Here is a 20,287-nt window from a genome sequence, read left to right on the forward strand (position 1 = left end):
CGTCGGCGCAGACTCATGAGCGTCCACAACGACGACGGGGAGCAGGGGACATGGCGGAACACACACGGCGTACGGTGCTGCGCGGCGCGGCGGGCCTGGCGGCGGCCACCGCACTGGCCGGCACGACAGGGGCCGCGACGGCGGCGGCACTCCCGGCAACGGAGTCGACGGAATCGGCGGAACACGAGTATCCGTTCCTCCAGGGCGCATTCGCCCCGGTCACCGAGGAACTCACGGCCTTCGACCTGCCGGTCACCGGCCGCATCCCGCGCGAGCTCAACGGTCGCTTTCTGCGCAACGGTCCGAACGTCCTCGGCCTGGAGGACCCGCGCGCCCATCACTGGATGCTCGGCGACGGCATGGTGCACGGCGTACGGCTGCGCGACGGACGCGCCGAGTGGTACCGCAACCGCTGGGTGCGCTCCTCCCAGGTGGCGGCGAAGCTCGGCGAGTCCTTTCCCGGCCCGGTCCCGCCGGACGACTTCGCCTGCAACACGCATGTGATCCCCTACCGGGGGCGGATCCTCGCGCTCCAGGAGAGCGGCCCGCTGCCGTACGAGCTGGACGGCGAGCTCAACACGGTGGGCACCTACGACTTCCGGGGCACGCTGGAGGGCGCGTTCACCGCGCACACCAAGTACGACGCGCACGCGGGCGAGTTGCACGCGATCACCTACTACCCGACCTGGGACCACGTCCGGCACCTGGTCGTGGACCCCACCGGCCGGGTCGCGCGCACCACCCGGATCCCGGTGCGGGACGCGCCGATGATGCACGACTTCGCGCTCACCGGGAAGCATGTGGTCGTCTTCGACATCCCGGTCACCTTCGACCCGGCGGCCGCGGAGGCCGGCGCCCTGGTGCCGTACGTCTGGAACCGGGAACACCCGGCCCGGGTGGGGGTGATGTCCCGGTCCGGGGGCGCGGTCCGCTGGTTCGGTGTCGACCCGGTGTTCTACTCGCACACCCTCAACGCGTACGACGAGGGCGACTCCGTGGTGATCGACCTGACGACGTATCCGGCGCCGTTCGACGTGGCCGGGAAGTTCACGGACGGACCGCACGCGGTGGGCACCGCGCGACTCGAACGCTGGACGGTCGATCTGCGCCACGGCCGGGTCCGCAGGCGGACCCTGGACGACCGGCCGCAGGAATTCCCGCGCGTCAACGAGGAACTGGTCTCCCGCCGGCACCGCTACGGCTACGCGGCGGCGGCCGCCGAGATGTCACTGGCGTACCTGGCCGGGGACGGCAACCCGCCGGACCACGCCTTCTCCAACGCCCTCCTCAAGCACGACTTCGCGCGTGGCACGGCCCAGGTGCACCGGCTGCCGAGGGGCGCGGCGGCGGGCGAGGCGGTGTTCGTGCCGGGCGAACACTCGGCCCAGGAGGACGACGGTTTCACGCTCGCCTACGTCCACAACCCCGACCGTGGCGCCGCCGACCTGCTGATCCTCGCCGCCCAGGACTTCACCGGCGAGCCGCTGGCCCGGGTCCACCTGCCGGGCCGGGTGCCGCTGGGGTTCCACGGAAGCTGGATTCCGGACGCATGACGCCCCGCGATGCGCGATCGTGGTCGCATGCATGCAAGGGACATCCTCATCGACGGCTTCGGCCGCATCCAGGAAGAAGTCCACGCCGCCCTCGACGGCCTCGACCCCGACCTGCTCAACGGGCCCCCGGCGCCCGGCGCCAACTCCATCACCTGGCTGGTCTGGCACCTCACCCGGATCCAGGACGACCATGTCGCCGACGCCTTCGACCTCGACCAGGTGTGGCTGACCCAGGGCTGGGAGAAGCGTTTCGGCCTCGACCTGCCGCCCCGTGACCACGGGTACGGCCACACCCCCGCGAAGGTCGCGAAGGTCACGGTGGACTCCGGCGACCTGCTGACCGGCTACTACGACGCGGTCCACGAGCAGACCCTGGGGGTGCTGCGCGAGCTCCCCGCCAAGGATCTCGAACGGATCGTGGACACCCGCTTCGATCCGCCGGTCACGCTGGGCGTACGGCTGGTGAGCGTCCTGTCCGACGATCTCCAGCACGTCGGACAGGCCGCCTATCTGCGGGGGCTGCTTCAGAGCACGGAGGCGTAACCCGGCAGGACGACGTCCTCGATGAGGGCCCTGCGCTCGTCGAACGGGATGAACGCGCTCTTCAGGGCGTTCACCGTGACCGTGCGCAGGTCCTCGGCCGTCCAGCCGGCCTCCTCGACCAGCAGGGACATCTCCCGGGTCATCGTCGTACCGGACACCAGACGGTTGTCGGTGTTGAGGGTGACCCGGAAGCCCAGCTCCTTCAGCGCGGTGATCGGGTGCTCGGCGATGGAGGTGGCGCAGCCGGTCTGGAGGTTGGAGGTGGGGCACATCTCCAGGGCGATCCGGCGGTCGCGCACCCAGCTCGCGAGCCGGCCGAGCTTGTCGCCGGCGATGTCCTCGGTGATCCGCACACCGTGCCCGATGCGCTGGGCGCCGCACACCTGGACCGCCTGGTGGATGCTGGGCAGGCCGTGCGCCTCACCGGCGTGGATGGTGAAGGGCACGCTCTCGCGGCGCAGGTGCTCGAAGGCGGCGAGGTGGTCGGCGGGCGGGAAGCCGTCCTCGGCACCGGCGATGTCGAAGCCGACGACACCGGCGTCCCGGTAGGCGACGGCCAGCTCGGCGGCCTCGCCGACCCGGTCGAACATCCGCATCCCGCAGAGCAGGGTGCCGACGCGGACCGGCGTGCCGGCGGCAGCGGCCTTCGCCATGCCGGCGGCGAGCCCTTCCTGGACGCTCTCCACGACCTCGCCCAGGGTGAGCCCGCCCTTGACGTTCAGCTCCGGGGCGTAGCGCACCTCGCCGTACACCACACCGTCGGCGGCGAGGTCGAGGACGTACTCCTCGGCGACGCGCCGCAGCCCCTCCTTGGTCTGCAGGACGGCGAGGGTGTGCTCGAAGGTGGCTATGTACCGCACCAGGTCACCGGAGTTGGCGGCCTCGACGTACCAGGCGGCCAGTTCGTCCGGGTCGGTGGTGGGCAGGGTGTGACCGACCTCGGCCGCCAGCTCGACGAGGGTGGCGGGGCGCAGGCCGCCGTCGAGGTGGTCGTGCAGGACGGCCTTGGGGAGGCGGCGGATCACATCGGAGTCTACGCGCGTAGCAGTCATGGCGGGGTTTTCCTCGGCGGGTGATTCGGGGCGATGGGTCAGTCGGTGGGCTGGAGCAGGTCCCAGCGGTTGCCGTAGAGGTCCTGGAAGACGGCGACACTGCCGTACGGCTCGTGCCGCGGCTCCTCCAGGAAGGTCACGCCGGCGGCGGTCATCCGGGCGTGGTCGCGGGCGAAGTCGTCGGTGTGCAGGAAGAACCCGACGCGCCCGCCGGTCTGGTCGCCGACGCGGGCGCGCTGCCGGTCGTCCTTGGCGCGGGCGAGCACCAGTCCGGTGCCGTGCCCCTCGGTCCCGGGCTCCACGACGACCCAGCGGGAGCCGTCCGGCCGCGGCGCGTCCTCGACCAGCCGGAACCCGAGAGCCTCGGTGTAGAAGCGGATCGCCTCGTCGTAGTCGCCGACGACAAGGGTGACCAGGGCGACGCGTCGCATGGGGACCTTTCGGTGGAGCGGTTAGCGGGAGAGGTTATACGTAAAACGTAACGAACGCCAGCCGCCCTCTTCCCACGGCGGTATTTTCGGGAGGCACCAGCTGGGGCGCCCCGACAGGGGCGCGGGGAACTGCGCGACCAGCCACTACGCACCCGCGCCCTTCACACGGCGCCCGCCCTACCGCTCCGCCTCCCCCTGCGCGACCTCCACCTGATGATGAAAGTCGATCATCCCGGTCGCGGAGGCGACACACGACAGCGCGGCGCACGCCGCGAGCAGCACCGCGAACCCGGAACCGGCCCGGCGCCGCCCCCGCGGCGCCTCCAGCAGCGCCGCCACCCGCCGCGGCACCGGCCCCGACGTCGCCCCCGACACGAACGCCGGCCGCTCGGCGCCCCCGCCCTGTCCGGCCAGCGCGGCCCGGGCGATCGCGCGGGCCGTCAGCCGCCGGTCCCCCACCGCGCTCGCCGCGGCCTCGTCCGCGACCCGCTCGACGGCCAGCCGTACGACCTCCCGGACCTGCCGCAACCCCGGATGACAGTGCGCCGCAAGCTCCGCGGCGGCGAGGAAGAAGTGGTGGCCACCGCTGTTGTGCGCCCGTTCGTGCGCGAACAGCGCCTCCCGTTCGGCCCCATCCAGGCTGCGCAGCATCCCGGTGGTGACGACGATCCGGTGCGGCCGGCCGGGCAGCGCGTACGCGTCCGGACTCGGCGAGTCGACCACGCACAGGTCACCCGCGGCGGGCCCCCGCCCGGCCTCCGTGCGGGCCGCGCGGAAGGCGCGCGTCTGCCGCAGCACCGACCGTGTGCCGGTCCAGGCGCAGAGGGCGAGAGCGCCGGCCGAGAGGGCCGCGAGCGGCAGGACGTAGCGGTGGGAGACCGTGTGCAGCGGCCGGACCAGCTCACCGAGCGCCGCGAAGAACGGCAGCTCGAACAGCCCGGTGAGGACGAACGCGCCGAGCGCGGCCAGGGTGCAGCCCGCGAGGGCGACGGCCGAGGCGGTGATCACCCAGAGCGCGGCGGTGGGCGCCAGCCGGTCCAGGGCCCGCCGGGAGAGCGCCGGCAGCACGAACGGCACCAGCAGCGGCAGGATCAGCAGCGCGGTCATGACGCCCCGGGCTGTTCGCCGGCGTCGAGCAGACTCCGCAGGACGCGCTCGTCGTCGGGGCTGAGCTGGGCGACGAAGCGGGCGAGCACGGTCTCCCGGTCGGTGTCGCGGTCGAGTTCGCTGTGCATCCGCTTCGCGGTCAGGCCCTGCGCGTCCTGGACGGGGAAGTAGGCGAAGCCGCGGCCCTGACGGTGCCGGTCGACCACGCCCTTGTCGTGCAGCCGGGTCAGGATCGTCGTCACGGTGGTGCGTGCCAGGTCCGCGCCGAGGCTTCGCTGCACCTGCCCGGGGGTCCGGGGCACACCGGCTGCCCAGAGGGCCGCCATGACGCTCGCCTCCAGCTCACCGGCGGGCCGGCGTTCGTCCTTCGCGTCGGCCATGGAAGGTTCCTCACCCCTACTTCGTCCACGGTCCCAGGGACCGTCTACGGCAGTGTAGTCAGACGGGCGGCGGCCACCGCCCGTCCACCCATTATGAGAGGAGCCCCGCCGGAGGCGGAGGAAACCTCCCGCGGTGAGCGGTACCGGAGACCTAGGACGCGGGCCCGAGGTGCGCGGCGCACCCGGCCGGTAGTTTCGCGGCCATGAAGATCACCGGCCCCGCCCGCTCCCCCGGGCAGCGCAAGCGCGACGTCCTGTCCCGGCTCGAGCGGGAGACGGACATCTGGGTGGCCACGGCGGACGGCACCGGGCTGCCGTGTCTCGTCCCGCTCTGGTTCGTCTGGCACGGGGAGGCGGTGTGGCTGTCCACCCGGATCACCAGCCCGACCGGCCGCAATCTGCGGGACGGCGGCCGGGCCAGGCTCGCGTTCGGCGACACCCGGGATGTCGTCCTGCTGGACGGGGACGTGACCGTCTTCTCCTCGGCCGGCGTACCGGGGCCGGCGGCCGAGGCGCTGCGGGCGAAGACGGGCTGGGACCCGCGCGGGGACAGCCCGTCGTACGCCTGGTTCCGGATCCGGCCCCGCGCGGTCGAGGCCTGGCACGAGGAGCACGAGCTGCGCGGCCGGCACCTGATGCGGGACGGGGTGTGGGCGGTCTGAGCCGGACCGTCAACCGGCCCTGGTGTGCAGGGCGTTCAGCCGGGTCAGTTCCTCGTCGGTGAACCGGATGGCGCCCGCCGCCACGTTCTCGGCCAGGTGGTCCGGGTTGCCGGTGCCGGGGATGGCGAGGACGTGCTGGCCCTGGTGCAGGGTCCAGGCGAGGCGGACCTGGGCGGGGCTGGCGTCGTGGGCGCGGGCGACGGCGAGGAGCTCGTCGTCGTGGGTCTCGGCGGTGCCGCGCATCGCGGCCTCGCCCCCGACGGCGAAGTACGGCACGAAGGCGATGCCGCGTTCGCCGCAGATACGGACCAGTGCGTCGCCTGCCGGGTCCGGCTTGCCGAGTCCGTAGCGGTTCTGCACGCACACCACGGGGGCGATGGCCAGCGCCTCGTCCAGGTGCCGCGGTTCGATCTCGGAGACGCCGAGGTGGCGGACCAGGCCCGCCTCGCGGAGTTCGGCGAGGGCGCCGAAGTGCTCGGCGATCGAGTCCTGGCCCATCCGGCGGAGGTTGACGACGTCGAGGTGGTCGCGGCCTAGCTGGCGCAGGTTCTCCTCGACCTGCCCGCGCAGCTGGTCGGGGCGGGCGGAGGTGGCCCACTCGCCGGAGTAGTCGCGGAAGGGGCCGACCTTGGTGACGATGACCAGGTCGTCGGGGTAGGGGGCGAGCGCGGTGTTGATGAGTTCGTTGGCGGAGCGCAGGGCGGAGAAGTAGAAGGCGGCCGTGTCGATGTGGTTCACACCGAGTTCCACGGCCTTGCGCAGTACGGCGACCGAGCGGGTGCGGTCGCTGGGCGTGCCGCGGTGGAGGGCGACGTTGCCCGTCAGCCGCATCGCGCCGAAGCCGAGACGGTGGACGGGCAGGTCGCCGAGTTTCCAGGTGCCGGAGGTGTCCGCGGTGATCGTTTCGGAGGTCATCGACGGAGTCTGGCACACGGCAGTCGCGGGACGGGTCAGCAGTAGAGGTTGTTGCCCGCCGTGACACCGAGAATCTGTGTGAACTTCTGGTAGGCGCTGACCCGGCTCTGTACCTGCGCCGGGTTCTTGCCGTCGCACTCCAGGGAGCCGTTGATGCTGCGGATGGTCTGGCCGAAGCCGGCCTGGTTGACCATGGCGTTGTGGCCGGTCATGGTGCCGGGGCCGGTCTGGGTGTTCCAGTACCACAGGCCGGTCTTCCAGGCGACGGAGGAGTTGTTCTCGACCTGCCAGGGGTTGTTGAGCAGGTCGACGCCGAGCGCGTCACCGGCGGCCTTGTAGTTGAAGTTCCAGCTGAGCTGGATGGGGCCGCGGCCGTAGTAGGCGGACTGACCGGCGGGGCAGCCGTACCACTGGCTCCAGTCGCAGTACGTCGGGTAGTTGGCGGTGTTCTGCTCGACGATGTAGACCAGTCCGCCGGTCTCGTGGCTGACGTTGGCGAGGAAGGCCGCGGCCTCCTGCTTCTTGACGGTGTCGCTGCCGGTGTTGGCGAAGGCCGGGTAGGCGCTGAGCGCGGCGGTGAGGCCGCTGTAGCTGTAGAAGGAATTCCGGTTCGGGAACATCTGGTTGAACTGCGCCTCGCTGACGACGAAGCCGGCGGCGGAGGCTGTGGGGGCCGCCTGGAGCACCAGGGCGGAGCCGCCTATGGCGAGCGAGGTCAGGAGTGCGGCGATACGGCGCCTCGACACGGATCAACTCCTTTGCGGAGCACGGCCGCGCCCCACAGAGGGGGAGCGGCCGCGGTGGGGGGTGTGAGGCACACTCAACTGCTTTGGTCTGTACCAGTCAAGGGTGTAGACCAGTCATTCGGCAGTCGATCTTCGACGAGTGGTTTCCGCAATTGCGGCCGGAAACTGGCATGTCGGGCTCTCCGTGTCGCCCGGCAGGGCAGCGGTCGGGCCCGGCGGCGTCACCACGCGGCCGGGCCCGGGAAGAGTCGGGGGATCAGCCGAGCGGCTTGGCGAGGACCGCCTTGCGGTGGCTGAACGTCTCGATGGAGTAGCGGCCGTGGTAACTGCCCATGCCGCTCTCCCCCACCCCACCGAACGGCAGGTCGGAGACGGTGAGATGGGCGACCGGAAGGCCGAGGCCGAGCCCGCCGGAGGAGGTCTCGGCGGCGATCCGGTCCCGGGTGTCGCCGGACTCGCTGAAGACGTAGAGCGCGAGGGGTTTGTCGCGGTCGTTGATGAAGCCGATCGCGCCGTCCAGGTCCGGGACGGTGACGAGGGGCAGGATCGGGCCGAAGATCTCCTCCCGCATCACCGGGGACTCGGGGTCGACGTCGGCGAGCACGGTGGGCGCGATGTACTTGGCGGCGCGGTCGGTGTCGCCGCCCACCGCCACCCGGCCGGAGCCGAGCAGTCCGCTGAGCCGGTCGAAGTGCCGCTCGTTGACGATCCGGCCGTACTCCCCGGACTCCTTGGGCTCCGTGCCGTACAAGGCCTGGACGGCCCTGACCAGCTCGGCCTCCAGGGCGGCGGCCGTCTCGGGGTCCGTCAGGACGTAGTCGGGGGCGACACAGGTCTGCCCGGCGTTGAGGAACTTGCCGCGCGCCAGCCGGTCCGCGACCACCGCGAGGTCGACGTCCCGGTCGACGAATGCCGGGGACTTGCCGCCGAGTTCGAGGGCGACCGGGGTGAGGTGCTCGGCGGCGGCGCGCATGACGATCCGGCCGACCGTGCCGTTGCCGGTGTAGAAGATGTGGTCGAACCGTTCGGCGAGCAGGGCCGTGGTCTCCGGGACACCGCCCTCCACGACGGCGACGGCCTCGGTGTCGAGAAAGGCCGGCAGCAGCCGGGCCAGTGCGGCCGAGGTCGCCGGGGCCAGCTCGCTGGGCTTGGCGACGACCGCGTTGCCCGCGGCGAGGGCGCCGGCCAGCGGGGCGAGCAGCAGCTGGGCGGGGTAGTTCCACGGGGCGATGACCAGGACGACGCCGAGCGGGTCGTACTGCGTCCAGGCGGTCGCGTCGCCGCCCAGGTGCGCCGGGACCGGGGCGGACTCGGGGCGCAGCCACTCCGCCAGGTGGTCGAGGCTGTGGTCGATCTCCCGGACGGTGAAGTCGATCTCCGTGCGGTAGGCCTCGCCGGCGCTCTTGCCCAGGTCCGCGTGGAGGGCGGCGGCCAGCTCGTCGCCGCGCTCCGTCAGCATGGCGCGCAGCCGGCGCAGCTGGCCGGTGCGCCACTCGACGGGCTTGGTGCGGCCGGTGCGGAAGGTGGCGCGCAGCCGGGCGACGACGTCGGCGGGCTGCTCGGGGGTGGACTGGTTCACGGATGCCTCGCTGGTGGTGCGTACGGGCCTGACGGCCCGGCCGGGTGACGAACAGACGGATGCATAGTGCAACCTTTCAGGGGCCGAAGTAAATTCCGCCACCCCGGAACGCTTTCCGCCGTGCCCGGATCACCCTGCCGTGGACCCGCTCCTCAGGCCACGAGCTCGGCCCGCCGCCGCCGAAGGTACGCCCGTTCGGGCAGCCCGTCGGCGAGCTCGATGGCGGTGTCGTACGCCCGGACCGCCTCGTCGTCACGGCCGAGGCGACGCAGCAGGTCGGCCCGGACGGCGTGCAGGACGCGGGGCGAGCGCGGGGTGGCAGCAGGTGAAGATCAGCCGGAGCCGTTCGTCGCGCACGGGGCCCTCCTCGGCCGCTGGGCCGGACGCGTACAGCCGGGCGGCCTCGGCCTGCCGGGCGTCCCGGGAGGACTCGCGGCGCAGTCGGTCGAGGGCGCGGTTGCGGGCGGTGGTGATGATCCACCCGGCCGGGCTCGGCGGCACCCCGCTCTCCGGCCATCTGTCCAGCGCCGTGGCGAAGGCGTCCTGGACCGCTTCCTCGGCGAGGTCGATGTCGCCGAGGAAGCGGACGAGCACCGAGACCGCGCGCCCGTACTCGGCACGGAAGGCGGCCTCGACGTCGGCGGCGTCCGCCATCAGAACTGGTCCACGAAGGGCCGCACCTCGATCGGCAGCCGGGTGGCCAGGGCGGCCTTGCGTCCCCACTCCAGGGCGGCGTCCAGGTCCTGGGCCCGGATCAGACTGATCCCGCCGAGGTACTCCTTGCCCTCGGCGTAGGGCCCGTCGGTGACCAGCACGTCGCCGTCCTTCGGGCGCAGCATCGTGGCCGTCTCCGGGCCGTGCAGCCCGCCGGAGAAGACCCAGGCGCCGGCCGCGCGCAGCTCGTCGTTGAACACCTCGACATCGCGCATGATCGTGGCCATCTCGTCGGGCGGCGGCGGGGTGCCGTCGGCCGGCTGGACCACGCTGAGCAGGTAGTGCTTCATGACGTTCTCCTCGGTCGTCGCGGGGTGTGCTCGCCTTCTACACGAACGGCGGGCCCCCGGATCGACACCCCGCCCCGGACAGCCGAAAGAATCTTCTCCATGACCATCTCCGCACATCCGCTCGTCGTCCGCGCCCGGGAACTCGCCGACGGCCTCCTCTCCCCCGCCGCGGAGCGCGTCGACCAGGAGGGGGTGCCGGTGAGCCACATCGAGGCGATCAGGCGCTCGGGCCTGCTCGGCCTGAACGCGCCGGTGGCGTACGGCGGCTCGGCGGCACCCGCGGCCGTGGTGCGCGAGACGGCGGAGATCCTGGCCGGGGCGTGCTGCTCGACCTGGTTCGTGCAGACCCAGCACCACACGCCGGTACTGACCCTGGCCAAGGCCGAACTGCCGGTACGGGACCGCCTGTTGGGCCCGCTGGCGAAGGGTGGGCTGCTGTCCGGGGTGGCGTACGCGCATCTGCGGTCGTACCCGCTTGTTCCGGTGCGGGTCCGGCGGGAGGGGGACGGCTGGCGCTTTGACGGCACCGTCCCCTGGTACACCGGCTGGGGCCTGAACGACGTGATTCTGCTGGCCGGGGTGACCGAGGACGACGAGGCCCTGTTCGCCTTCGTAGAGGCACGGGAGCAGCCGGGCCTGCGGCCGTCGGAGCCGATGCGGCTGGCCGCGCTCACCGCGTCCCGGACGGTGTCCCTGGACCTGGACGGCCTGCGGGTACCGGAGGACGCGGTCGCGCTTCGGACGCCGTACGAGGACTGGGCGGCGACGGACCGGCCGAAGACCCTCAACGCCAACCCGGCCGTCTTCGGGATCACGGAGGCGGCCCTGGCCCTGGTCGACGACGAGTACGCCGCTCCGCTGCGGGCCCGTACCGGAGAGGTCCGCCGCCGGGCCTACGCGCTCGCGGACCATCCGGTGCCGCGGGAGCACGCGCAGGAGCGGCTGGCGCTGCGGGCCGAGGCGTTCACGTTGATGCGTACGGCGACCACGGCGGCCGTGGTGTCGGGCGGCGGCCGGGCCATGTCCGTCACCGGCCGCGCCCAGCGCCTGGCCCGGGAGGCCCTGTTCCTGCTGGTCCAGGGCCAGACCGCCGTATCGCGCACGGCCCATCTGGAGCGGCTCGCGGAGCGGCCCCGCTGAGACGGCTCGGCACCCGGGCCGCTCAGGCGTATTCCACGGCCGCGTCCAGCAGCCAGTCCACCAGGTAGCCGGCGAAGGAGGAGCGCACCAGCAGCCAGAACCCGGCCCGGCTCTCCTCGCGGGCGACCAGCACGACCTGGGTACGGGCGAGCGTCGTCTGGGCGCAGCGGCCGGGGCCGAAGGCACGCGGGTGCAGGTCCACTGCGCAGCCGTGGGACAGCAGATCGCGGGCGCGGGGGCCGCCGACCAGGAGGGTGGTGCGCTGGGCGGAGACATCGGTGACGGCGACCGGTTCGGCCCCGGCCGCCGAGCGGATCCGGTCCTCCAGCTCCCGCTCGGTGCCGGGCCGGCCCACCACCAGCCATTCGTCCGGGCCGAGCCACATCGCGGTCACCTCCCCCGTATGCACCACGGTGTCGGGTTCCAGCGGCAGGGTGAGTCCCAGGGCCAGTCCGACCGCGTCCGCCGCCTGTCCCTTGGCGTCCAGCCGGATGTTCACCTGGGCCAGGAAGGGGAGTTCGGCGAGCCGGACCGCGCCCCGGGAGGAGCGCGTCACGGCGGACAGGCGGTGCGCGGCGTCGGCCAGGGGGCTGTGCCGCGCTGCGGTCGGGGCGGTGTCAGCCATCGCGGCGGGCTCCCTCGGGGTCGTAGAGGACGGGACCGGCGACGGTCACCGGCAGCAGCCGGGCGCCGACGGGTGCGTAGAGACGTTCACCGATGCGCTCCCGGCCGCCCTTGACCAGGGCCAGCGCGAAGGTCCGGCCGAGCGCCGCGCTGCGGTAGCTGGAGGTGACATGGCCGAGCATGGGGACGGGCGGGGCGGGCAGTTCGCTCTCGGCGACCAGGTGGGTGCCTTCCGGGAGGAGGGCGCCGGGATCGTCCGTGAGCAGGGCCACCAGGTGTTTGCGGTCGGGGCGGGCGGTGTCGGCGCGGGCGAAGGAGCGCTTGCCGATGAAGTCGGGCTTCTTCCGGGACACCGCCCAGCCCATGCCGAGGTCCTGCGGGGTGACCGTGCCGTCGGTGTCCTGGCCGACGATCGGATAGCCCTTCTCGGCGCGCAGCACATGCATGGTCTCGGTGCCGTAGGGAGTGATGCCGTACGGCTCCCCCGCCGCGTCCAGCGCCTCCCAGAGCGCGCGGGCCCGCCACGGCGACACGTTGATCTCGTAGGCGAGTTCGCCGGAGAAGCTGATCCGGCACACCCGGGCGTCGAGGCCGGCGACGGTGGTCTCCCGCCACGCCATGAACGGGAAGTCGTCGTTGGACACGGCCAGTCGGGGTGCCAGTGAGCCGAGGACCGCCCGGGACTTCGGGCCGACCAGGGCGACGGTGGCCCAGTGCTCGGTGACCGAGGTGCAGTGCACCCGCAGGTCGGGCCATTCGGTCTGCAGCCACTCCTCCATCCAGTCCAGGACGGCCGCCGCGTTGCCGGTCGTGGTGGTGACCAGGAACCGGTCCGGGGCGAGCCGGATGACCGTGCCGTCGTCGAAGACCATGCCGTCCAGGCGGCACATCACGCCGTAGCGGATCATGCCGACCTTCAGGGTGCTGATCATGTTCGTGTAGAGCCGGTCCAGGAAGAGCGCGGCGTCCGGGCCCTGCACATCGATCTTGCCGAGCGTGGAGGCGTCCATGAAGGCCACGCCCTCGCGGGCGGCGCGGCACTCGCGCAGCACGGCCGTCTCCCTGTCCTCGCCGTCCCGCGGGTAGTACCAGGGCCGCTTCCACTGGCCGACGTTCTCGAACAGCGCGCCGTGCTCGACGTGCCAGCCGTGCAGGGCGGTCGTGCGGACGGGGTCGTGCAGCGCGCCCCGGTCACGGCCGGCGAGGGCGGCGAAGGAGACGGGGGTGTACGGCGGCCGGAAGGTGGGCAGGCCGAGCGCCGAGACGTCCACGCCGAGTAGTTCGGCGACGACCCCGCTCGTCAGCACCCCGCCGGTCTTGCCCTGGTCGTTCGCGGTACCGGCCGTGGTGTAGCGCTTGGTGTGCTCCACCGAGCGCAGACCCGCGCCGGTCGCCCGGGTCAGGTCGGCCACGGTGACGTCGCGTTGGAGGTCGACGAAGCGGGGGCCGCCGGTGGCGGTGGGGATCGTGAAGACCTGCATGGGCGGGGTGTACGGCAGGGAGGCGACAGCGGGGCGGGCGGGGGGCTCCGCGGTGTAGCCCTCGGCCTCGACCGCCCGGGCGCCTGCCGCCGCGCCCTGGGCGAGGGCCGTGGCGAGGTCGAACGCCCCGTTCGCGGCGCCGGCGACCGCCACGGCCTGACGGCAGCCGTCGGGGACGAACGTGCCGAGCGTCTCGTCGTGGCGGAGCGTGCCGCCCGCCTGGCTGAACAGGTGTGCGACGGGGTTCCAGCCGCCGGAGACGAGGAGCAGGTCGGCGGCGAACTCCCGCTGTTCGTCGGCGTCTTGGTGCGGGGCGACGGTCACGTCTTCGTACGGGGCGACGGTCACGGCCGTGAGCCGGGCGGCGCCCGCCGTGCCGGTGACCGCGTGTCCGGCCAGTACCTCGATCCCGGCGGACCGGGCGCGTTCGGCCCACTCCCCCGGCTCGGGCCGGGTGTCGGCGATCGCCGCGACGTCCACGCCGGCCGCCGCCAGGTCGAGTGCGGCGGCGTACGCGCTGTCGTTGGTGGTGAACACGACCGCGCGGTGGCCGGGCAGGACGGCGTACCGGTGCAGGTACGTGCGGGCCGAGGCGGCCAGCATCACGCCGGGGCGGTCGTTGTCGCCGAACGCGAGGGACCGCTCGTGGGCGCCGGTGGCGAGGACGACGTGCCGGGCACGGATCCGCCAGACGCGTTCGCGGGAGACGTGCGCGGGAGCGTCGGCGCCGAGGTGGGCGGTGCGGCGTTCGACGGCGAGGAGGTGGTTGTCGTCGTAGTGGCCGAAGACGGTGGTGCGGCGCAGGACGCGGACCTCGGGGGCGGCTTCGAGGCGGGCACGTGTCGCCACCACCCAGGTGTGGTGCTCGCCGGTGCCGAGCAGGCTGCCGCCGGGTTCCGGCTGGTCGTCGGCGAGGATGACGCGGGCGCCGCTGGTGGCTGTGGCCGCTGCCGCCGCGAGGCCGGCCGGGCCGGCGCCGACGACCAGCAGGTCGCAGTGGGCGTGTACGGCGTCGTAGCGGGCGGGGTCGGGTTCGGTGGCGAGGCGTCCCCGGCCGCGGAGGCCGGTGGCCACCAGGCCGTCGTAGAGCTCGACGGTGGTGGCGGGGAGCATGGGTTCGGGGAAGGTGGCCTCGATCTGGACGACCGCGTTGGGTTCTTCGGGGCCGGCGGTGAAGACGCCTCGGGGGCGGCCGAGTCCGATGCTGGTGGCGGAGTGGATGACGCCGTTGGCGAGGAGGGCGGAGGCGAGGGTGTCGCCTCGGTAGCCCTGGTATTCGGTGCCGTCGAAGGTGAAGGCGAGGGGGGTGGTGCGGTCGATTCGGCCGCCGGTGGGGGTGCGGTAGGGGTGGGCCGCGGTGGTGCCGGCGAGGAGGGTGTCGCCCCCGCCGCCCCTACCCTTCCCGTCTTCCAGGGGCGCTGCCCCTTCGACCCCGCTGGGGGCTGCGCCCCCAGACCCCCCGTCGGCCTGAACGGCCTCGTCCTCAAACGCCGGACGGGCTGAGAGGGGAGCCGTCGGGCGCGGCTCGCCCGCCCGGTACACCGTCAGGATCTCGTTCGTCGACGTGTCCCGGACCGCGTTGAACCACCTCCGGCAGCCTGCCGTGTGGTTCCAGCGTTCCGGGAAGGGGCCCTTCGGGTTGGCGCGGAAGAAGAGGTAGCGGGCCCACTCCTCGTCGGTGAGGGAGGCCGGGTTCTCCGGGTACGGCACGTGGGCCTGGCCGCCGTAGTGGAACTCGGACTCGTCGCGGGGCCCGCACCACGGGCAGGGGATGAGCAGCATGGTGGGGCTCCCTAGTGGGCCACCGCGGCCGCGCCGTGCTCGTCGACGAGCGCGCCGGTGGTGAAACGGTCGAGCGAGAAGGGGGCGTTGAGGGGGTGGGGCGTGTCGTGGGCGATGGTGTGGGCGTAGACCCAGCCGACGCCCGGGGTGGCCTTGAAACCGCCTGTTCCCCAGCCGCAGTTGAGGTAGAGGTCGGCCACCGGGGTGAGGCCGACGATGGGTGAGACGTCGGGGCTGACGTCGACGATGCCGCCCCAGGTGCGCAGGACGTGGGCGCGGGCGAAGACCGGGAAGAGTTCGAGGGCCGCCGCCATCTGCTCCTCGATGATGTGGAACGCGCCGCGCTGGGTGTAGGAGTTGTACGCGTCGATGCCCGCGCCCATCACCAACTCCCCCTTGTGCGCCTGGCTGACGTACACATGGACCGCGTTGGACATGACGACGGTGGGGTGCACCGGCTCCAGGAGTTCGGAGACGAGGGCCTGCAAGGGGTGGCTCTGGAGCGGGAGTTCGATGCCTGCCATGGCGGCGAGGACGGAGGTGTGGCCGGCCGCGCACAGGGCCACCTTGCCGGCGGCGATCGGGCCGAGGGTGGTCTGGACGCCGACCACCCGGCCGGCCACCACGTCCACTCCGGTGACCTCGCAGTTCTGGATGATGTCGATGCCGGCCGCGTCCGCGGAGCGGGCGAAGCCCCAGGCCACGTAGTCGTGCTTGGCGATGCCCGCGCGCGGCTGGTAGGTGCCGCCCAGGACCGGGTAGCGCACCTCGGGTGAGGTGTTGACGATCGGGCAGACCTCCTTGACCTGCTCGGCGTCGAGCCACTCGGCGTCCACGCCGTTGAGCCGGTTGGCCTCGACCCGGCGGACGCTGTCGCGGACGTCCTGGAGGCTGTGGGCGAGGTTCAGCACGCCGCGCTGGGAGAAGAGGATCGGGTAGTCGAGCTCCTCCTCCAGGCCCTCCCAGAGCTTCAGCGCGTGTTCGTAGATGCCCGCGCTCTCGTCCCAGAGGTAGTTGGAGCGGATGATCGTGGTGTTGCGGGCCATGTTGCCGCCCGCCAGCCAGCCCTTCTCCAGGACCGCCACGTTGGTGATGCCGTGGTTCTTCGCCAGGTAGTGGGCGGTGGCGAGGCCGTGTCCGCCGCCGCCGACCACGATCACGTCGTACGAGCGCTTCGGCTCGGGGGTGCGCCAGAGGAAGTCCGGGTGGTCGGGGAGGTCGGCGCCGGGGGTGCGGGGGCTCATCGGACGTCTCCGTCGTCTCCGTCGTGCGAGAGGTGCGGGTAGAGCGGGTGCGCGGCGGCGAGGGCCGCGGTGCGGGCACGCAGGGCGGACACGTCCGGGTCGGGCCGGAGGGCGAGGGCTATCACGTCGGCGACCTCCGCGAAGTCCGCCTCGGTGAAGCCCCGGGTGGCCAGTGCGGGGGTGCCGATGCGCAGGCCGGAGGTGACCATGGGCGGGCGCGGGTCGAAGGGGACGGCGTTGCGGTTGACGGTGATACCGATCGTATGGAGGAGGTCCTCGGCCTGCCGGCCGTCCAGGGGAGAGTTCCGGAGGTCGACGAGGACGAGGTGGACGTCCGTGCCGCCGGTCAGCACCTTCACTCCGGCCGCGGCGGCGTCGGGGCGGGTGAGGCGTTCGGCGAGGATGCGGGCGCCGGCCAGCGTGCGGGCCTGGCGTTCGGCGAACTCGGGTGTTGCCGCGACCTTGAAGGAGACGGCCTTCGCGGCGATGACATGCTCCAGCGGGCCGCCCTGCATCCCGGGGAACACCGCGGAGTTGATCTTCTTGGCGAGGTCGGCGTCGTCGGTGAGGATGACGCCGCCGCGCGGTCCGCCGAGGGTCTTGTGCGTGGTCGTGGTGACGACGTGGGCGTGCGGGACGGGGCTCGGGTGCAGTCCGGCGGCGACCAGGCCCGCGAAGTGCGCCATGTCGACCATGAGGAGGGCTCCGACCTCGTCGGCGATCCGCCGGAAGGCCGCGAAGTCCAGCTGCCTCGGATACGCCGACCAGCCCGCGATGATCATCTTCGGACGGTGTTCCTTGGCGAGCCGCGCCACCTCGTCCAGGTCCACGAGGTTGTCGGTCTCGGAGACGTGGTAGGGCACGACGTCGAGCATCTTGCCGCTGTAGTTGAGGCGCATGCCGTGGGTGAGATGGCCGCCGTGCGCGAGGTCGAGGCCGAGGACGGTGTCGCCGGGCTTGAGCAGGGCGAAGAAGACGGCGGTGTTGGCCTGGGCGCCGGAGTGCGGCTGGACGTTGGCGAAGCCGGCGCCGAAGAGCGACTTGACGCGTTCGATGGCCAGCCGCTCGGTGACGTCGACGTGTTCGCAGCCGCCGTAGTAGCGGCGGCCGGGGTAGCCCTCGGCGTACTTGTTGGTGGCGACCGAGCCCTGCGCCTCCATCACGGCGGTGGGCGCGAAGTTCTCGGAGGCGATCATCTCCAGAGTGGACTGCTGCCGGTGCAGCTCGGCGCGGAGCGCGGCATGGACCTCGGGGTCGAGCTCGGCCAAGGGCGTGTTCAGCGCGTTCATATGGGTTTCGTGATCCTTTCAACGACCTTGGCGAGGCGCCCCGTAAGGGGCGCGGGGCTGTACTGATATGCGGCTACCTCCGCGTGGGCGCGACCAGCCACAACGAGCCCGCAGCCGAACGACGACACCACTCGGACCCCTCACCCACGGAGACGACTCATCGCCGGGTCGAACAACGGCTCCTCGGCCACCACCGCGTCCACGCGCTGGTCGAAGTACCCGATCTGAACGCCGGTCCCGGGCACCGCCAGTTCCGCCGGCAGCCACGCGTACGCGATCCCCTTCCCGATCGTGTATCCATAGGCCGCGCTGGTCACGTAACCGACCGCGCGCTCACCGTCGTACACCGGCTCCTTGCCCATGACGACCGCCCCTGGGTCGTCGATGGTGAGGCAGCTCAGCCGGCGCCGTACCTCCGTCCCGCGCCGCTCCAGCGCGGCCTTGCCGACGAAGTCGCCCTTGTCCGGCTTGACGGCGAAGCCGACACCGGCCTCGTAGGGATCGTGCTCGAAGGTCATGTCGGTGCCGAAGGAGCGGTAACCCTTCTCCAGGCGCAGGCTGTTGAAGGCGCCCCGGCCGGCGATGACGCCGCCGAGCGGTTCGGCCGCCCGCCACAGGGTGTCCCAGAGTTTCGCGCCCTGGTCGGCGGTGGTGTACAGCTCCCAGCCGAGTTCGCCGACGTAGGACAGCCGCATCGCGGTGACCGGCACCGAGCCGATGTAGGCACGCTGGGCGCGGAAGTACTTGAGGCCCTCGTTGGAGAAGTCCGTGTCGGTGAGGGGCTGGAGGACCTCGCGGGCGAGCGGGCCCCACAGGCCGACGCAGCAGGTGCCGGGGGTGATGTCGCGGACCTGGACCCGTCCGTCGGCGGGGAGGTGGCGGGTGAACCAGTCGAGGTCCAGGTTGCCGTTGGCGCCGACCTGGAAGAGGTCGCGTGCGAGGCGGGCGACGGTGATGTCACTGCGGATGCCGCCGTCGTGGTCGAGGAGCAGGGTGTACGTCACCGAGCCGACGGACTTGGCGACCTTGCCGGTGACCAGGCCCTCCAGGAAGTCGGCGGCGCCGGGGCCGGTGACCTCCAGGCGTTTGAGGGCCGTCATGTCGTACATCGCGACGGTCTCGCGGGTGGCCTGGGCCTCGGCGCCGACGATCGGCGACCAGTAGCGGGCGGCCCAGTCGTTGGGGGTGGGGATCGAACGGCCTTCGACCAAACCCGCGTTGGCCTCGTACCACTGGGGACGCTCCCAGCCGTTCGCCTCCAGGAAGAACGCGCCGTGTTCCTGCTGGCGGGCGTGGAAGGGGCTGGTGCGGATCGGGCGCGGTTTCCCGGACGGCTGAAGGGGGTGGAGGATGTCGTAGACCTCGGCGAAGTTCTGGCAGTCGCGGGCGAGGACGTACTCCGGGGCGAGTTGGTGCGCCTCGAAGCGGTTGACGTCGCACTCGTGAAGGTCGAAGGACGAGCAGTGGCCGTCCACCAGCCATTCGGCGACGGCCCGGCCGACGCCCGCGGAGTGGGTGACCCAGACGGCCTCGGCGACCCAGAAGCCCTTGACGTCCGGGGACTGACCGAGCAGCGGGTAGCCGTCGGTGGTGAAGGAGAACAGGCCGTTGATGCCCTCTTCGACCTTGGCCTCGCGGGTCGCGGGGAGCAGCGACCGGGTCTCGGTCCAGGCGTCCTCGAAGTCCTCCTCGGTGAACTTCAGGACGGAGGGCATCTGTTCGGCCTCGCCGACGGAGAGGATGTCGTCCGCGGAGACGGGCATCGGGCGGTGACCGTAGAAGCCGATGCCGAGGCCGTCGAAGCGGTCGCGGTAGTAGAGGTCGGCGTCCTGGTGGCGCAGGATCGGGCGGACGGCCTCCTCGGTCTGGCCGGCGAGGGCGGGGACCGGGCCGGTCCAGGCGAGCTGGTGGGCGAGTGGGGTGAGCGGCAGGTTCATGCCGACCATGCGGGCGATCTTCGGGCCCCAGATGCCGGCGCAGCACACCACGATGTCGGCGGGGATCTCGCCCTGGTCGGTGAGGACTCCGGTGACGCGGCCCTCGCTCCTGCGGACGTCGAGGACTTCGTGGCGGGCGAGGAAGCGGACGCCGCGCTCGGTGGCCCGGCGGATCTGGGCCTCGACGGCGAGCACGGCCTTGGCGATGCCGTCGGTGGGAACGAAGAGGCCGCCGAGGACCCGGTCACGGTTCACCAGCGGGTGGCACTGCACGCACTCGTCGGCGCTCAACAGGTGTGCCTCGACGCCCCAGGCGGTGATCCAGCCGTGGCGGCGGTGGAGTTCGGCGAGGCGTTCGGGGGTGGTGGCCACTTCGAGTCCGCCGACCTGGAGGAAGCAGGGCCTGCCGTCGACGTCGAGGGAGCAGAACTTCTCGACGGTGTAGCGGGCCAGCTCGGTCATGGTCTTCGACGGGTTGGTCTGGAAGACCAGGCCGGGGGCGTGCGAGGAGGAGCCTCCGGTGGCCGGCAGGGGGCCCTGGTCGACCACGGTCACCTCGGTCCACCCACGTGCGGAGATCTCGTCCGCGAGGGCTGCTCCCACGACGCCCGCTCCGATGATGACCACTACGGGTCCCGCCATCGCCCAACCTCCGAACTTGAGACCGGTGCAGTTGCTTTGTACGCAACGTGATTCAGGCTGCGCAACTCAATGTGCCCGCCGTGGAGGAGGGGTGTCAAGAGGCCCGGTGACGTCGGGAAACGGCCGGAAGGCAGGGGCAAAGGACAACGCCCGGCGGGCGGTGCGCACAGCTGCGC

At 72.3% G+C, this 20,287-nt stretch carries 17 protein-coding genes and 1 pseudogene; 4 read left to right on the forward strand and 14 right to left on the reverse strand.

Translation table 11 applies throughout. The features are described from left to right. The first annotated feature begins 50 nt into the window (after positions 1–50). Both ACFWXC_RS47065 and ACFWXC_RS47070 read left to right on the forward strand, forming a co-directional pair. Positions 51–1,553, forward strand: coding sequence for a carotenoid oxygenase family protein (locus ACFWXC_RS47065; RefSeq protein WP_384489391.1), 1,503 nt, complete (start codon positions 51–53; stop codon positions 1,551–1,553). A gap of 27 nt (positions 1,554–1,580) precedes the next feature. Then, complete coding sequence (locus tag ACFWXC_RS47070; RefSeq protein ID WP_384489393.1) at positions 1,581–2,096, forward strand: DinB family protein; 516 nt, start codon at positions 1,581–1,583, stop codon at positions 2,094–2,096. Here ACFWXC_RS47070 and ACFWXC_RS47075 read toward each other — a convergent pair. The 4 genes from ACFWXC_RS47075 to ACFWXC_RS47090 all read right to left on the reverse strand — a co-directional run bounded on the left by ACFWXC_RS47075 (position 2,078) and on the right by ACFWXC_RS47090 (position 5,066). Beyond that, positions 2,078–3,148 (reverse strand): adenosine deaminase, encoded by a 1,071-nt coding sequence (locus ACFWXC_RS47075; RefSeq protein ID WP_384489395.1) that lies wholly within the window; start codon positions 3,146–3,148, stop codon positions 2,078–2,080. The genes ACFWXC_RS47070 and ACFWXC_RS47075 overlap by 19 nt on opposite strands. A 38-nt stretch (positions 3,149–3,186) precedes the next feature. After that, positions 3,187–3,579: a VOC family protein gene (locus ACFWXC_RS47080; RefSeq protein WP_351707646.1), complete on the reverse strand. Its 393-nt coding sequence runs from the start codon at positions 3,577–3,579 to the stop codon at positions 3,187–3,189. A 177-nt stretch (positions 3,580–3,756) separates the two neighbouring features. Further along, a complete protein-coding gene (locus ACFWXC_RS47085; protein WP_384489397.1) occupies positions 3,757–4,686 on the reverse strand; it encodes a M56 family metallopeptidase in 930 nt (309 codons plus the stop codon). Beyond that, positions 4,683–5,066, reverse strand: coding sequence for a BlaI/MecI/CopY family transcriptional regulator (locus ACFWXC_RS47090; protein WP_384489399.1), 384 nt, complete (start codon positions 5,064–5,066; stop codon positions 4,683–4,685). Before ACFWXC_RS47090 ends, ACFWXC_RS47085 begins: the two co-directional genes overlap by 4 nt. 203 nt (positions 5,067–5,269) lie before the next feature. On the opposite strand from ACFWXC_RS47090, the gene ACFWXC_RS47095 reads away from it, so the two are divergent. Further along, positions 5,270–5,728: a pyridoxamine 5'-phosphate oxidase family protein gene (locus ACFWXC_RS47095; RefSeq protein ID WP_384489401.1), complete on the forward strand. Its 459-nt coding sequence runs from the start codon at positions 5,270–5,272 to the stop codon at positions 5,726–5,728. A 9-nt stretch (positions 5,729–5,737) separates the two neighbouring features. Here the strand turns inward: ACFWXC_RS47095 and ACFWXC_RS47100 are convergent, their stop codons facing one another. From ACFWXC_RS47100 to ACFWXC_RS47120, 5 genes and pseudogenes are all read right to left on the reverse strand, one after another. Continuing rightward, on the reverse strand, positions 5,738–6,643 hold the full coding sequence (locus ACFWXC_RS47100) for an oxidoreductase (RefSeq protein WP_384489403.1): 906 nt from the start codon (positions 6,641–6,643) through the stop codon (positions 5,738–5,740). 35 nt (positions 6,644–6,678) lie between these two features. Then, positions 6,679–7,389, reverse strand: coding sequence for a chitinase (locus ACFWXC_RS47105; protein WP_384489405.1), 711 nt, complete (start codon positions 7,387–7,389; stop codon positions 6,679–6,681). A gap of 256 nt (positions 7,390–7,645) precedes the next feature. Continuing rightward, on the reverse strand, positions 7,646–9,070 hold the full coding sequence (locus ACFWXC_RS47110) for an aldehyde dehydrogenase family protein (protein WP_384489407.1): 1,425 nt from the start codon (positions 9,068–9,070) through the stop codon (positions 7,646–7,648). Positions 9,071–9,265: 195 nt separating this feature from the next. Then, positions 9,266–9,622, reverse strand: a pseudogene (locus ACFWXC_RS47115) (sigma factor); the annotation flags it as partial. Next, entirely contained in the window at positions 9,622–9,972 is a 351-nt protein-coding gene (locus ACFWXC_RS47120) for a YciI family protein (RefSeq protein ID WP_384489409.1), read from the reverse strand. The pseudogene ACFWXC_RS47115 and the gene ACFWXC_RS47120, both read right to left, overlap by 1 nt. A gap of 99 nt (positions 9,973–10,071) precedes the next feature. Between ACFWXC_RS47120 and ACFWXC_RS47125 the strand changes: the two genes are divergently transcribed. Beyond that, entirely contained in the window at positions 10,072–11,112 is a 1,041-nt protein-coding gene (locus ACFWXC_RS47125; protein ID WP_384489411.1) for an acyl-CoA dehydrogenase family protein, read from the forward strand. 22 nt (positions 11,113–11,134) lie between these two features. Here the strand turns inward: ACFWXC_RS47125 and ACFWXC_RS47130 are convergent, their stop codons facing one another. From ACFWXC_RS47130 to ACFWXC_RS47150, 5 genes are all read right to left on the reverse strand, one after another. Then, entirely contained in the window at positions 11,135–11,737 is a 603-nt protein-coding gene (locus ACFWXC_RS47130) for a sarcosine oxidase subunit gamma (protein ID WP_384489413.1), read from the reverse strand. Next, complete coding sequence (locus ACFWXC_RS47135) at positions 11,730–14,999, reverse strand: sarcosine oxidase subunit delta family protein (RefSeq protein WP_384489415.1); 3,270 nt, start codon at positions 14,997–14,999, stop codon at positions 11,730–11,732. Before ACFWXC_RS47135 ends, ACFWXC_RS47130 begins: the two co-directional genes overlap by 8 nt. 11 nt (positions 15,000–15,010) lie before the next feature. Beyond that, a complete protein-coding gene (locus tag ACFWXC_RS47140) occupies positions 15,011–16,243 on the reverse strand; it encodes a sarcosine oxidase subunit beta family protein (protein WP_384489417.1) in 1,233 nt (410 codons plus the stop codon). Then, a complete protein-coding gene (gene glyA / locus ACFWXC_RS47145) occupies positions 16,240–17,532 on the reverse strand; it encodes a serine hydroxymethyltransferase (protein ID WP_384489419.1) in 1,293 nt (430 codons plus the stop codon). Before glyA ends, ACFWXC_RS47140 begins: the two co-directional genes overlap by 4 nt. A gap of 140 nt (positions 17,533–17,672) precedes the next feature. Further along, entirely contained in the window at positions 17,673–20,111 is a 2,439-nt protein-coding gene (locus ACFWXC_RS47150; protein WP_384489421.1) for an FAD-dependent oxidoreductase, read from the reverse strand. Between the last annotated feature and the right edge of the window lie 176 nt (positions 20,112–20,287).

This window comes from Streptomyces sp. NPDC058683 (assembly GCF_042716195.1).
Classification (GTDB): Bacteria; Actinomycetota; Actinomycetes; order Streptomycetales; family Streptomycetaceae; genus Streptomyces.